13 protein-coding genes and 4 tRNA genes (1 of these 17 only partly in view) are annotated in these 14,246 nt (G+C 58.8%); 15 read left to right on the top strand and 2 right to left on the bottom strand.

Going from position 1 to position 14,246, the window contains the following annotated elements:
* From HMPREF3149_RS06560 to HMPREF3149_RS06495, 14 genes are all read left to right on the top strand, one after another.
* A tRNA-OTHER gene (locus HMPREF3149_RS06560) sits at nt 1-30 on the top strand (it extends 47 nt beyond the left edge of the window).
* 31 nt (nt 31-61) lie between these two features.
* A tRNA-Cys gene (locus tag HMPREF3149_RS06555) sits at nt 62-132 on the top strand.
* Between the two features lie 33 nt (nt 133-165).
* A tRNA-Val gene (locus HMPREF3149_RS06550) sits at nt 166-237 on the top strand.
* 44 nt (nt 238-281) lie between these two features.
* Nucleotides 282-357 (top strand) — tRNA-Gly (locus tag HMPREF3149_RS06545).
* A gap of 163 nt (nt 358-520) precedes the next feature.
* Nucleotides 521-2,605, top strand: coding sequence for a vWA domain-containing protein (locus HMPREF3149_RS06540; RefSeq protein WP_070537187.1), 2,085 nt, complete (start codon nt 521-523; stop codon nt 2,603-2,605).
* Nucleotides 2,606-2,802: 197 nt separating this feature from the next.
* Nucleotides 2,803-3,405: a copper resistance CopC family protein gene (locus tag HMPREF3149_RS06535; RefSeq protein ID WP_070537186.1), complete on the top strand. Its 603-nt coding sequence runs from the start codon at nt 2,803-2,805 to the stop codon at nt 3,403-3,405.
* Nucleotides 3,406-3,473: 68 nt separating this feature from the next.
* Entirely contained in the window at nt 3,474-4,178 is a 705-nt protein-coding gene (locus HMPREF3149_RS06530; RefSeq protein WP_070537185.1) for a copper chaperone PCu(A)C, read from the top strand.
* Nucleotides 4,179-4,240: 62 nt separating this feature from the next.
* Nucleotides 4,241-5,509: a Dyp-type peroxidase gene (locus tag HMPREF3149_RS06525; RefSeq protein WP_070537184.1), complete on the top strand. Its 1,269-nt coding sequence runs from the start codon at nt 4,241-4,243 to the stop codon at nt 5,507-5,509.
* Nucleotides 5,510-5,602: 93 nt separating this feature from the next.
* The gene (gene thrS / locus HMPREF3149_RS06520; RefSeq protein WP_042531135.1) at nt 5,603-7,666 is read left to right on the top strand and encodes a threonine--tRNA ligase; all 2,064 of its coding nucleotides are present in this window, start codon (nt 5,603-5,605) and stop codon (nt 7,664-7,666) included.
* Between the two features lie 54 nt (nt 7,667-7,720).
* A complete protein-coding gene (locus tag HMPREF3149_RS06515; protein WP_070537183.1) occupies nt 7,721-8,299 on the top strand; it encodes an ATP adenylyltransferase in 579 nt (192 codons plus the stop codon).
* Nucleotides 8,292-8,918: a phosphatidylinositol phosphate synthase gene (gene pgsA, locus HMPREF3149_RS06510; protein ID WP_070537182.1), complete on the top strand. Its 627-nt coding sequence runs from the start codon at nt 8,292-8,294 to the stop codon at nt 8,916-8,918. Before HMPREF3149_RS06515 ends, pgsA begins: the two co-directional genes overlap by 8 nt.
* 32 nt (nt 8,919-8,950) lie before the next feature.
* Entirely contained in the window at nt 8,951-9,880 is a 930-nt protein-coding gene (locus tag HMPREF3149_RS06505; RefSeq protein ID WP_070537181.1) for a phosphatidylinositol mannoside acyltransferase, read from the top strand.
* A gap of 15 nt (nt 9,881-9,895) precedes the next feature.
* Nucleotides 9,896-11,011 carry a glycosyltransferase family 4 protein gene (locus tag HMPREF3149_RS06500; RefSeq protein ID WP_070537180.1) on the top strand — a complete coding sequence of 372 codons (1,116 nt, stop codon included), beginning with the start codon at nt 9,896-9,898 and terminating at the stop codon, nt 11,009-11,011.
* A complete protein-coding gene (locus tag HMPREF3149_RS06495) occupies nt 11,012-11,470 on the top strand; it encodes a hypothetical protein (RefSeq protein WP_070537179.1) in 459 nt (152 codons plus the stop codon). It abuts the gene before it with no gap.
* On the opposite strand, the gene HMPREF3149_RS06490 is transcribed toward HMPREF3149_RS06495, so the two are convergent.
* Nucleotides 11,467-12,732, bottom strand: a complete 1,266-nt coding sequence (locus HMPREF3149_RS06490; protein WP_070537178.1) for a glycosyltransferase 87 family protein — start codon at nt 12,730-12,732, stop codon at nt 11,467-11,469. The genes HMPREF3149_RS06495 and HMPREF3149_RS06490 overlap by 4 nt on opposite strands.
* Nucleotides 12,716-13,198 (bottom strand): DUF3817 domain-containing protein, encoded by a 483-nt coding sequence (locus HMPREF3149_RS06485; protein WP_070537195.1) that lies wholly within the window; start codon nt 13,196-13,198, stop codon nt 12,716-12,718. Before HMPREF3149_RS06485 ends, HMPREF3149_RS06490 begins: the two co-directional genes overlap by 17 nt.
* Before the next feature lie 103 nt (nt 13,199-13,301).
* Between HMPREF3149_RS06485 and HMPREF3149_RS06480 the strand changes: the two genes are divergently transcribed.
* A complete protein-coding gene (locus HMPREF3149_RS06480) occupies nt 13,302-14,165 on the top strand; it encodes an acyl-CoA thioesterase (protein WP_070537177.1) in 864 nt (287 codons plus the stop codon).
* Nucleotides 14,166-14,246: the final 81 nt, after the last annotated feature.

The following is a 14,246-nucleotide window of genomic DNA, read 5'->3' as shown; positions in this document are numbered from 1 at the left end:
TCGCGAGTTCGAGTCTCGTCATCCGCTCCAGCACATGTAGTGTGTGAGGCGGTATCGCCACGGTGGAATGGCCGAGTGGTGAGGCAACGGTCTGCAAAACCGTGCACACGGGTTCGATTCCCGTTTCCACCTCAAAATGCTGGCGCCCACTCTAGGGTGCTGCGAGCGCGTTTAGCTCAGCGGGAGAGCGCTTCCCTGACACGGAAGAGGTCACTGGTTCAATCCCAGTATCGCGCACAGGGTTTCCTTAGAGGAGCCCGCGGCAAGCTTCTGCTTGCCACGCGGATGTAGCGCAGTTGGTAGCGCATCACCTTGCCAAGGTGAGGGTCGCGAGTTCGAGTCTCGTCATCCGCTCCACGAAAAAGGGCGTCTTTCCACAAAGGAAAGACGCCCTTCAATCGTTTCATCACGCCGCAAGCGGGTGGCAGGGGAACCTTCCCCACAGCGAGGGACGCTTCTGAGTCTTTTGTTTATGGTGTTTATCACAACCATCTCATTTCAAGGAAGTGGACACCTCTCTATGACAACTCTGCCCACACGATCAGCACCAAGCCAGCGCTGGCTTGCTCTTATCTCTGTTACGCTGCTGGTGTTCTTGGGGACACTAGGTGCAGCCGTAGTTCCTGCCCGCGCGCAGAACCCCACCGGTGTACCTGGTTCGGATTCTCCGGCATCGGAAGCGCCTTCTGCTCCTCCCTCCGAGGATGCTGCTCCCGTTGAGGAAAATAGTGGCGCAACGATGTTGGTTCTAGATTCGTCTGGTTCCATGAATGTACAGGATGCTGGTGGTCAGACGCGTCTGGATGCAGCAAAAGACGCGACCAAGAATTTTGTATATGAGTTGGGTGGAACCATTCCGCTCGGGCTTGTTACCTACGGCGGAACGGTCGACGAGGCCCCGGAGAATCAAGAAGAAGGATGCCGCGATATTCACGTGGTGAGCGGCCCTAAGAAGGACGTAGGGGATTCGTTCACAGGTCCCATCGATGCACTCCAGGCTAAGGGGTATACCCCGATTGGAGATTCCCTGAAAAAGGCAGCCGAGGAATTGGGTGGCCAGCACGGCACCATCGTGCTGGTGTCTGACGGAATCGACACCTGCGCGCCGCCGCCAGTATGTGAGGTGGCTAAAGAACTCCATGAAAAGGGCATCGACCTCGTCATCAACACCATTGGTTTTAACGTCGATGAGGAGGCTCGCAAGGAGCTTTCCTGTATCGCAGATGCCGCAGGCGGCGAGTATCTCGACGCGGATGATGCAGATTCCCTGGCGGCAATGATTAAGAAGGCCGCTGGGCGTGCGGCAAACATTTATGAGTCCAATGTGGAACAGATCGAGGGTAGCGAAGACATCTCAACGCCTACGGAGCTGCCGCGGTGGGAGTCCGGGGAGGACTTCATCTTCCGGGCTGAGTTGGATGCCCCGCCGAATGGCGGCAAGGATTCGCGCACCGACTTCCACGCGGAGTCATGGTCTATCCCCGTCAAACCAGGCGAGCGTTATGTGGCGACGATGTACAAGACTCTCGAAGGAGCAGTAGGAACACCGGATAGGTTGTACTTGAAGACGTTTTTCGGTGATGGCACAAAACCGCCGACGGGCACGCATGGTGGTGACGAAGGCTCAGATGAGTGCACAGCTGACTCGGACAGTGCGCTCCCTGGTATCGGATCTGATGCCCTGCCTAGCGCTAGCGCTTATACCTACGAAATCGGTTCCGAGAATTGCCAGGGCGACTTGGTTTTGACCGCGATGCGAGCAGGTGAATACAAGGTCGATGAGCCCTTTGACGTGGAGATCCTGCTTCACCGCGTTGACCCAGTATCCAACAAGGACGAACTCGTCAGCGGTCTCAGCAGCGAGCTGGACGGTGAACTCCATGCCAACGCCAACGGCGCTGAACAGATGGCTCCCGGAAACTGGTTTAACAATGCCGCGGAGCTTCGCAGTGGACAGACCATCGAAACCGACATTGTGCAGGGCGAAGCGCACGTCTACAAGGTCCCCATGAAGGAAGGCCAGCAGTTGGCTGCCGCAATCAAAGCTGGTGAGGTCTCGGACGAGCAGGCACTCCAATACTCATTCCTTGACGTGGCTATCCTCAATCCAGTTCGGGAGGAAGCTGGGGAGCCTGAGAATTTAATCTGGCCCAAGGAGGGGGACGAAGGGTCAGCTTCGGCGTCCAAGCCTGTTGCTTTTAGCAACCGTTTCAGCTCAAATGCGGCGAACTCCTATGGCAACGCGAACTGGTTGGAGGGTGATTACTACATTGTGGTGACCTTGGACAGTGGTAGGGGAGATGAATCGGGGGAGGGCGAAGATAACCCCTCTGACAAGCGTGCCACCATGAAGTATTACCTCACCTCCAAGGTGTTGGGTGACCCAATCCAGGGTCCGAAGTATGAGCCTGTCAGTGACAAGACTGAACAGCCGCACCCTTCGGACGAAAACAAGACAGAGACGAAGGACCAAGCCCGTGGTGCTGATGACAAGTCTGGCAAAATGATGAGTGGTCTTCTTTACGCCTTGGGGGCGGCGGGACTCATTCTCTTATTTGCCATCATCATCCTCCTGGTATTTCTTCTCCGAGGCCGTGGAAGGTAAAACGTGTAGTAAACGCTCGCGATGAAACCTTTTCAATAGCTTTCGCTGCGGCGGGGAACTTTCTTCCTCGTCTCAGCGACTACTGAGTAACCTCGTGCATTCCGCGCGGGGAAGGATTGGCTAGCGTGTCCCTCCCGGCGATAGGATGAGGGAACATCAATCAAAAGTTTCATCCGAGCAAAGGAGTTGTCCACACGATGCAGCTGCGTAAGGTCATGACCACTCTCGCCGCCGGATCTACAAGCCTCATGCTTGGCCTTTCTGCGCCGATGGCGGTGGCCCACGATTCGGTTATTGGTGGCAACGTGGTGAGTGACGCTCCGCTCGAAGAGTTCCCTCGGGAAATCACGCTGGAGTTTTCCGGCATCCCGAAGGACACCTTCAACACGTTTGCTGTCAGCGAGAAAGACACGGGAACCGTGCTTTTCGACGCCGAACCTACCATTGACGGTCGCAACCTCACCGTAGATGTTCCCCAGGACGTTGAACCCGGCGATGGTGACTACCAGGTGGGATTTCGCATTACGTCCTCCGATGGTCACTCTACGCTGGGATCTGTTGAATTCACCGTTGCCTCAGATGGTGATACCTCCGCCGGGGATACCGCTGATGCAGGCAGTTCCTCCGATGGCGCAGACGAAGCAGGCAACGGTCAGAATCAAAAAGAAAACTCCGACGCGCCGCTCAGCGCGCTGTCTGGCCCAGCGAAGTGGATCGTTGGCCTTGGTGCAGTGCTCGTCGTGGTAGCGGTTGTTTTCGTCTTCGGAGCTAAGACCCGACGTTCTAATGGTGAATCCTAAGAGCCAATTTCGGCGCTAGCACTTTTCCCTCTTCCTTACAGAAACCCCGCTTCAGAAAGGCATGTCCCATGCTGACATCCCGTACCTTTATTCGTACTTCCGTGGCTGCCCTTGCCGCCGCTAGCTTGACCTTGTCCGGTTGCTCGAACAGCGAAGAAGATTCCACCGTAGCGACTCCTGGCGCTGGGATTACTACTGATGCAGACGCTGGGGCGTCGGCGGATGCTAGTGCTGCTCAGAAGGACGGCTCCGAGGACGCGAGCATTACCTTTGAGGATGGCGTCGTGCGCGCAATGGAGGAAGGTGCCGATATCACTTCGATCTTCGGCACGCTGCACAACACCACGGACAAGGATCTCAAAGTAGAAGGCTTTACCTCTTCCATCGAGGCGAAGCAGTACCAGATTCATGAGGTCGTTGACGGTGTCATGCAGGAAAAGGCCGATGGTTTCGACATCCCCGCCGGCGAGTCTGTCGAGCTCGAACCCGGTGGCTACCATTTCATGCTCATGGGCGTAGCCGAACCAATCATGGCTGGTGAAACCGTGACGATGACGCTCAAGCTCGAGGACGGTTCCTCAATAGAGCTTGGTGACATCCCCGTTCGCTCGATTGGTGCCGGTGATGAAAACTACGGTGACATGCAGGGCATGGACCATAGCGGGCACAGCGACCACATGGGCCACGGTGATCACATGGAGCATGGCGAACACGGCGAACATCATGACGACGGCGATCATGTAGAGCACGCTGGCCATGCTGACCACTCTTAACACGCCCGCCACGTGGCTGTAGAAACCCGATAGGGCAGAAGACGCATACAGAAAGGGGAACAATGAGCGGGTTCGAGGAACCTGTCAGCCGGCGCGGATTACTCGCTGGCGGTGCTGTGGCCGCGAGTGCAATGGCCTTGGCCAGCTGTGCTCAAGGCGACGACGCTGATAGCATCGCGGCTAACCCCGATTCAGCACAAGCCGGTGATGCCGGAAGCACTGGCCCCGAGGGCGTCGAAGACACCATGGGCGGTGACATCATCGCCTTTGATGGCCAGCACCAAGCAGGAATCCAAACCCCAATTCAAGCTCACGTGGAGCTGGTGGGTTTTAAGCTGAAGAAGGAAACCTCCGCCCGTGGTGCAACAGCACTCATGAGGCTGTGGACTGAAGATGCTCGTCGTCTGTGCACAGGTGAAAACCCGCTAGGCAGCCTTGAACCCGAACTTGCCGTGACTCCAGCTAACCTCACCGTCACGTGTGGCTGGGGTGAAGGTTTGTTCAACGTACTAGGTGCTGAGAAGCCTGAGTGGCTGCGCCCTCTACGCTCTTTCGCACACGATGATCTTCGCCCCGAATGGGGACAGACGGACATTGTGTTGCAGATTTGCAGCGATGATCCCCTCACGGCAGCCCATGTTCTTCGGCACATGGTTCGCGCCGGCAAGGACTATGTCGAGGTGGCGTGGGTGCAGCAAGGGTTTAGTCACGCCTATGGTTCCGTCCCTAAGGGCACCACCGCGCGCAACCTTTTCGGCCAAGTAGATGGAACCGTGAATCCGCGCGAGGATAAGGACTTCGCCGAACAAGTATGGATTGAGAAGGGGCCCTTTGCCGGGGGAAGCGCCATGGTAGTGCGCCGTATCCATATGAATTTGGATACTTGGGAGCAATTGGACCGCGACGCGCGCGAAACGGCTACCGGCCGCACGTTGGATACTGGGGCGCCGATTGGTGCTCAGGATGAATTCGACCCTGTGGACTTGGATGCGCGCAATGAGTTCGGGCTTAAAGCTATCGACCCCAACTCACATGTTGCCCGTGCACATCCGCCCAAGGATCACCCTGAACAGAAACTCCTTCGCCGCGCGTTTAACTACAACCTTCCACCCACACCAGAAACCACTGCCCGCGGTGAGCTGAGCAACGCAGGTTTGGTGTTCATCTGTTATCAGAAGGATCCGTCGAAACAGTTTGAACCCATTCAGACTCGCCTTGATGAGGCGGATCGCCTCAATGAGTGGATTACCCATATTGGCTCCGCTGTCTACTATGTACCCGCCGGAACTGATGGCGGAACCTTCTGGGGCGAATCGCTCATCCGCAGTTAAGAGGGGTAGACTAAGCCGCTGTAACTTTCTCGATGAGTGCTGCTCGGCCAGGTATGTCGAGCGGCGCGTGAGCGCAAAGGAGCGCAACAGGTCATGGCGGAAATGATTCCAGCAGTCCCGGTGAACTACGAGCCCATTACGGTCCCGGCCGGTACTGCCGTGGGAGCAGCTATGCGCGAGCATGAGCTGCCGAACAAGGGCCCCGAAGCAGTCGTCGTTGTCCGCGGTGCTGACGGCACCCTCTACGATCTCTCCCACACCCCGGATACTGATGCCGAGTTCACGCCTGTTGCCGCCTGCGAAGAAGACGGACGTGCCGTCATCCGCCACTCCTGTGGCCACGTCATGGCTCAGGCCGTTCAGGCAGAATTCCCGGGCACCAAACTGGGCATTGGCCCCGCCATTGAGAATGGTTTCTACTTCGACTTCCAGACCGCAGAGCCCTTCACCCCTGAAGACCTCAAAGCGATTGAGAAGCGGATGAAGAAGATCATTAAGGGTGGTCAGCGCTTCGAGCGCCACGTTTACGCCAGCACTGAGGAAGCTGAAGAAGCACTGGCGAACGAACCTTTCAAGCTGGAGCTAGTGCAGGACAAGGGTAACGTGGACCCGAATTCTGATGAGGCCGCTGAGGTAGGCTCAGGTGACCTGACCCACTATGACAACATCAACCCGCGCACCGGTGAGGTGGAGTGGTTTGATCTTTGCCGTGGCCCACACGTGCCGACCACCAAGTACATCCCGGCGTTTACGCTGACGCGTTCCTCTGCTGCCTACTGGCGCGGTGACCAGTCCAAGGCTGGCCTGCAGCGCATCTACGGCACCGCCTTCGAATCCAAGGAGGCGCTTGAGTCTTACAAGACGATGGTGGAAGAAGCAGAAAAGCGCGACCACCGCCGCCTGGGCGCCGAGCTAGACCTGTTCTCCTTCCCGGATGAGATCGGTTCTGGCTTCCCAGTCTTCCACCCCAACGGCGCTACCGTGCGTATGGAAATGGAGGAGCACTCGCGCCGCCGCCACATCGCGGACGGCTACTCCTTCGTGTCCACTCCGCACCTGACCAAGGGAGACCTGTTTAAGAAGTCTGGTCACCTCGATTTCTATGCCGATGGCATGTTCCCGCCGATGCAGCTTGACGGTGAATGGGATGAGGAAGGCAACTGCACCAAGCAGCCGCAGGACTACTACGCCAAGCCGATGAACTGCCCGATGCACAACCTCATCTTCGCCTCCCGCGGCCGCTCCTACCGTGAGCTGCCGCTGCGCCTCTTCGAGTTCGGTACGGTCTACCGCTACGAGAAGTCCGGCGTGATCCATGGCCTGACTCGTGCGCGTGGCTTTACCCAGGATGACTCCCACATTTACTGCACCCCCGAGCAGCTCGAGGAAGAGCTAACCAAGGTGCTCGAGTTCATCATCTCCCTGCTCAAGGACTACGGCTTGGATGATTTCTACCTGGAGCTGTCCACCAAGGACCCGAATAAGTATGTTGGCTCCGATGAAATTTGGGAGCGCTCTACTCGGATCTTGCAGTCGGTGGCAGAAAAGTCTGGCCTTGACCTGGTCCCGGACCCGGCGGGTGCCGCCTTCTACGGCCCGAAGATTTCCGTCCAGGCCCGTGACGCCATCGGCCGTACCTGGCAGATGTCCACCGTGCAGTTGGACTTCAACCTGCCGGAGCGCTTTGAGCTGGAGTACACCGCGTCCGATGGCACCAAGCAGCGCCCGATCATGATTCACCGCGCGCTCTTCGGTTCTATCGAGCGCTTCTTCGGCGTGCTTCTTGAGCACTACGCGGGTGCCTTCCCGGCTTGGCTTGCTCCGCACCAGGTGGTCGGCATCCCCGTTGCCGATACTTTTGCGCCGCACCTCGAAGACGTGTGTGCACAGCTTCGCGCTCGCGGCCTACGTGCCGACGTCGATACGTCCGATGACCGCATGCAAAAGAAGATTCGCAATCACACCACCGGCAAAGTGCCGTTCATGCTGCTGGCCGGTGAACGCGATGTGGAAGCCGGTGCCGTGTCCTTCCGTTTCCTCGATGGCACCCAGGTCAACGGTGTGCCGGTGGATGCCGCGGTGAACGTCATTGAGGCGTGGGTCCGTGAGCGCAACAATGACCAGCCGACCAAGGACACCATCGCCGAGCGCGTCTAGATGCGACATGGTTGAGAGGACATCATAAGAACCGCTGAAGGGAGACAACGAAGAGTGGAAGAGTACGTCGATACCGGCCTGGGAACCCCCGACCGCCTAGAGCGCCTGTGGGCGCCGTACCGCATGAGCTACATCAAGCGGGAAGGCGGAGCCGGTGACGTGCCGAAGACAGCCCACAATCCGTTTGTGGAGATCCCGCAGATGTCGGATGAAGACGGCCTCATCGTGGCCCGCGGAGAACTTGTCTATTGCGTGCTCAACTTGTACCCCTACAACGCCGGGCACATGATGGTTATCCCGTACCGCCAAGAATCGGAACTGGAGAACCTAACTGACGCAGAGTCGCGCGAACTCTTCCAGTTTGCCCAGGCGGCCATCCGGGTTCTCAAGAAGGTGTCCGGCCCTGACGCGGTCAATGCTGGGTTTAACCTGGGACGCGCCTCGGGAGGATCTGTGGGTCAGCATCTCCACATGCATATTGTGCCGCGCTGGAGTGGAGATTCTAATTTCATGACTATTGTGGATGGAGTCAAAGTGCTGCCCCAGCTCCTCAAAGATACCCGCTCCCTGCTGGCGCAGGGGTGGGAGGAGCTCGCCGCCGAGGGACTCATTCCAGGAGAAGCGCATGCTTAGTGTTCATGGGCGCAAGCCCGCCGCCGTGGTCGTAGTACCCGTGGCCAAGCTGTTCCTCAAGATGGGCTTGACGCCAAACGTAGTGACCGTGGTCGGAACCATTGTTACTATCGCTATTTCCGTCATCCTTATACCGCTGGATCACCTCTTTGCGGCAGCAGTCTTGTCAGGCCTTTTCGCCGCTTTTGACATGCTCGACGGCACAATGGCGCGCCTGACGACGGGTGGTTCGAAGTTTGGCGCAACGCTCGATGCCTCCTGTGATCGCATCACAGATGGGGCACTCTTCGCTGCGATTGCTTATTGGATGGTGTATGTCGATCATGCTCACCCCGTGAATTTCGCCGCCTGCATGGTGGTGTTGGTCAGCTCTCAGGTGATCTCCTATGTCAAGGCCCGCGGTGAGGCTTCCGGTTTCACCATGGTTGGCGGGCTCGTCGAAAGACCTGAGCGCCTTATTCTTGGACTGGGCGGCGTGGGGCTGGAAGGCCTCGGCGTCCCGTATGCCCTGGAAATTTCGCTGTGGCTGCTGGCGGTAGGCTCATTGTTCACCATCTATCAGAGGATGCGGCAAGCAGCGCGCCAGGACACCAAGGCCCGTTTCATGAAGGACCTTTAAAGCAATTCTGACCTGAGAGGGAGAGACTCGCAATGGCATTCATGGATCGGGAGCGCCTTGCTGCCGCCGGATATATTGCCTGCTGGCGTATTGTGCGCTACCTTCCGCGGCCCCTAGCTGCGTGGCTCTTTGAGCGGGGTGCTGACTATGCCAGTGACAACGGCAAAGGCATGGAGCAGTTGCGCCGTAACCTGAGCCGCGTCGTCGGACCCGAAAACGTCACCCGCGAACTCGTGCGGGATTCTATGCGCTCCTACATGCGCTATTGGCTCGAGGCTTTCCGCCTTCCTGCGATTCATTCCGATCCTCGGCTCCATGAACGCCTGCTGACGGGCATGCGAGGCAAGGAGCATTCGGATGCCTCGATCGCCTCGGGGCGCGGGGTCATCTTTGCCTTGCCGCATTCAGGCAACTGGGATATGGCGGGCGTGTTTTGTGTGAACCACTACGGCGGATTCACTACAGTCGCCGAGCGAGTGAAGCCGGAGGTGCTTTTCGACGCCTTCGTGGATTACCGCGAGAGCCTCGGCTTCACCGTCGTGCCCTTGACCGGAGGCTCCGCCTCGCCGTACCCGCGCCTCAAAGAAACGTTGGAGCGTAGTGGCGTGGTCTGCCTACTGGCCGACCGCGACCTCACCCGGACGGGCGTGACTGTGGATTTCATGGGGGAGGAGGCCAACGTTGCTGCCGGTCCAGCGCAACTCGCCATAGAAACCGGGGCCGCACTTCATGTGGTGCATTCCTTCTTCGATGGTGAGGGCTGGGGCCTTACTGTCAGCCCAGAAGTGGAAGTCACGACGCTGCAGGAAACCTGCCAGCGCATGGCCGATGGTTTTGCCGAGAACATTCGTCAGCACCCGACAGATTGGCACATGCTGCAGCCACAGTGGAATGAGGATGTGGATAGGCGCCGCCAGTTACGTCAGATGCAGCGTCGTCGACCGCCTACGCTGACAAAGTAAGGAGAGGAGACGACCATGCGGATCGGTATTGTCTGCCCCTACTCTTTCGACGAGCCGGGCGGCGTTCAGGCCCACATCCTTGATTTGGCCACAGTGTTTATCGAACAGGGCCATGATGTGGAGGTGCTGGGGCCGGCGTCGTCAAGCACGCAGGTGCCCAGCTTTGTGCGTAAGGGTGGCTGGGCGATCCCTCTGACGTACAACGGCTCCGTCGCGCGACTGGCCATGGGACCGCACGTTGGCCGCAACATCAAGCGCTTCATCCGTGAGGGGAACTTTGATGTCCTGCACATTCACGAGCCGAACTCACCGAGCTACTCCATGGCGGCCTTGGCCATGGTTCACGGGCCTATCGTGGCCACCTATCACGCTTCGGCCTCCAGCTCACTCATCTTGACCCTCGCCAAGCCATTCCTTCGTCCGTACCTGGAGAAGATCCGGGGAGGGATTGCGGTGTCGGAGATGGCGCGTCGCTGGCAGGTGGAGCAACTCGGAGGTGACCCCGTCCTCATTCCAAACGGCGTGGACACGTCGGTGTATGCCCGTGAGCGTCAACAATCCAACGCACGCGTCTGGGACGACGTGGACAGCGAGAAGCCTGTGGAGATTGTGTTCTTGGGGCGCCTCGATGAACCGCGAAAAGGCTTGGACATTCTCCTCGAAGCACTTACTCTTCTTCCCGACAAGGTGCGCGTAACCGTCATGGGGGGCGGGCACCCGCGCACCGTTCCCGGCGTGGACTTCGTGGGGCGCGTTAGTGATGCAGAAAAGGCAGCCATCCTGGGGCGGGCGGACATTTATGTCGCGCCCAACACGGGAGGTGAGAGCTTTGGCATCGTGCTCGTGGAGGCCATGGCTGCTGGCTGTGCGGTGGTGGCCTCGGATCTGGAGGCCTTCGCGGCGGTGTGCAACAGCGAGTCCGAGGAACCTGCTGGCGTGCTCTTCCGGAATGGTGACGCCACGGATTTGGCCCGGGTATTGGAGGGACTCGTGAGGAACCCAGACAGGCGCGCCGCCTTGACGCAAGCGGGTACTCAACGCGCGCGTGACTATGACTGGGATCATGTCGCCGCCGCGGTCATGCGTGTGTATGAAACCGTCGCTGATGGCACGAAGGTTCGGGTGAAATAAGTGGCCATTGAACTAGTCATCATTCTGGCCGTGGTGATCATCATCGCGATGTGGGCGCTGTTTACCGCCCAGCGCCTCAATTCCCTCCATATCCGCACTGATGCGGCCTTGGCACAACTGGAGGCGACTCTGGATCGACGTGCAGCTGTGGTGAGTGCGCTCGCCCCCGAATTGGCGCCGCTCGCTAGCCGTGCTGAGTCCACGGAGCTAGTCCAAGGTCACTTCGATGAGCGCACGACTCGGGAACGTGAGCTGTCCACAGCGCTTGCGCAGCGTTTTGACACACTCCCCGCGTTGCTTGCCGACGCCGAAGGGCGCATCCATCTTGCTCACCGCTTCTACAACGAGGCGGTGAGCGATACTCGTGCGCTGCGCCTGCGTCCGGCGGTGAAGTGGCTGCGATTGGGTGGCACGGCAAAGCTTCCGGAGTTCTTTGAGCTCAACCAGATAGAGGTCTAAGCCACCTGCGGCGCTCGTTCTGCGATCCGTGCGGCGCCAAACTCTAGGCGGTGCCAAACAAGTGCGACGACGGCCATGATGAGGATAAGCACGTTGCGAGCAACGAGTGCGTAGACGGGGGCAGCCTGCTCGCCCACGTAGAACCACACATAATCGTAGCCATAGGGGTAAATGTATGCTCCCAGCGCTGCTGCCCCAATAGTGAGAGCAGCCATGCTGGTTCTCAGAACAGTGCGCTGTGGCGCTAGGCGCCGATCTGCCTCGGACTCTAGAGGCACTTCCACGCGGATAGCTACGGCGAGAATAGGGCCGATCCACACAATGTATTGCGGGGAAAACACCTTGTTTGTAGCGATGAGCAGGACAATGGCGGCAAGAAAGAAAACCACGGTAGAACGAGGATCCCACCCGCCGCGAATAAACCGCACGGCAGCCACGGCCAGTATCCACACCAGGACGCATGCTAGAGCAATGGTGCTGAAGGTTAGGGCTGTCTCCACACCGGGTCCGGTGATTTCATAGCTCTTGGAGGCGGCGTAGTTCATCTCCCACACGCCTGGATGATGGTGAGCCCGATAGACAAACAACGTGGCGGCGAGGGATTCAATCTGCAGGCCCCGCTCGCCCTGATAAGTCAGGGGAGAGAACAGCCGTTCCACACCGCTGAAGCAGGCGACCGCCGCGCAGATCGCGAGGAAAGCGCCGAAGAAGGACGCGAGGCGCTGCCACGACGACCGCGAGGTCGAACGGCCGACCAAGCCCGCGGCCACAACACCCGGCCACAGTTTGACCGCTGTGGCCCAGGCCAAAAGAGCAGAGGCAATGCGGGGCCGAGTGGCGAGCAGAGCACCAGCACCTGCAACGAGTAGCCCGGGATACAAATCGAGGCGCCAGACAAAGACATGGCCGACTGCCGTTCCAAAGAAAACCCAGAACCACGCGGCCGCAAAAACAGACCGCCGTTGGTGATTGTTGCGAAGGAGAAGGGCGAGGAAGAGGGCGTCAGCAAGCAGCATCATGAGCGTAAACGCCACGCGATACGTGTCGCCGTTATCACCCGTAAGCCACGCGAGGATAATGGTTGGCCACGTTCCCGGCTGTGGATACTCCGTCATGGCGGAGGGATCCTCACCGTAGACGCCTTCCAAGTAGTAGTAGAGATCCCCTGCGGGCATGGTGTTGCCGAGGAGTAAGGCGATGAGGAGGACCCTGGCCGCAGTCCAGCCGGCCCATACAGCAGGGACTTTAGCGATTATTTTCAATGGCGGACTCGACATCGACGGGTGGGCCGAGCATTAGCAGGACGCTAAAGACGATGGCTACGACAAGGAGGCCGATGATGGCAGTGCGAGCTGGGTGGCGAACAGCTTGCGCCAGAATCTTGTCGAAGAAACCGTGCGGCTCAGCATCATCAGTGAAGCGCCACGGGCCGTCAACGAGGCCGCGCTTGGACACCCAGATGGCAAAGGGAAGCGCGGCAAACGGGATGACTGTGACCACGAGGCCAAGGACTCCGACGCCGAATGACCAGCGGTTGTTAATCCACACCAGGGCCGTCATGAGTAGGAAGCACAGGAAGCCGAAGCCGTGGATACCGCCTGCAAAGGGGGTTAGCGCTGCGGTGGTGCCGGAGTACTTGAGGATCATCGACACAATGAGCAGCGACCACGTAAACATCTCGAGGTAGGCGGCCACGCGGTGCACGCTATGCGGAGTGGTTGAAGTCATGCGGAACATACTACGCATGATCCGGGGGCAGACCAGCCTATGAGTAGTATGGGCGAAGTTAGTGTGGCACGTGCCATAAAGGTCTGAAAGTGAGGAGTGGATAATGGCATCGGTGGCTCAGGCGGTAAATATTCAGCAGGTGAGCGACGTTGAGTTCCGCAGCCCCGTTGTTCCCTCCTACATTGAACGAACATTTGGTGGCCAAACGATGGCGCAGGCGCTTCATGCTGCGCAGCTCACCGTCGAGGGAAAGCTCGCTCATTCCCTGCACTGCTATTTTGTGGGCCCTGGCGATTCCAGCCAGCCTACGACTATCCGCGTGGAGCGGGTGCGCGATGGGCGCTCTTTTGCCACCCGGCATGTGCGCGTCTATCAGGACGAACGGCTCATTTTTGTGCTCATCGCCAGTTTTCATAAATCAGGCGACACTGGGCCGAACCACCAGGACCCCATGCCCGTGGTTCCCGCCCCGGAAACTATCACGGAATCACCCTATTCCACTCGCATTATCCTCAAGGAATGGGAGGATTGGGACGTTCGCTTAGTTCCGGAGGACGATCGTGATGCCGCCGCCGCGGAAGCGACGGGCGCGGGTTTCCGCCACATTTGGTTCCGCAACACAGGGGCCTTGCTTGCCGACGCCCCCCAGTCCCTTCACCAAGCGGCCCTGCTCTACATGTCAGACATGACACTCATCCGCACCGCGCTCCTCCCACATCAAGGCGACCGCATTCAGTTGGCGAGTTTGGACCATTCGCTCTGGTTCCTGCGTCCTGTGCGAGCGAATGAGTGGATGCTTTATTCCCAGACGTCGCCGTCGGCTCAGACGGGTACGGGCTTGGCGCAAGGCAAGATTTTCAACCAGCGCGGTGAGCTCGTCGCCGTGGCCATGCAAGAAGGGCTGACCCGCACCCTTCGAGATGATGTCGACGCAACGACAGCGAACGGCAACTGGCAGAACGTGTAAAAAGCGGGGCACCCCGTGTGATGGGGGCGGCAGTGGGGCCGTATAATTGCAACAGTTTCACACATCCACGTCGAAAGGGAT

The sequence above is a fragment of the Corynebacterium sp. HMSC05E07 genome, assembly GCF_001807225.1.
Classification (GTDB): domain Bacteria; phylum Actinomycetota; class Actinomycetes; order Mycobacteriales; family Mycobacteriaceae; genus Corynebacterium; species Corynebacterium singulare.
The sequence above is the reverse complement of the archived record's forward strand: the minus strand, read 5'-3'. Positions and strand labels throughout refer to the sequence as shown.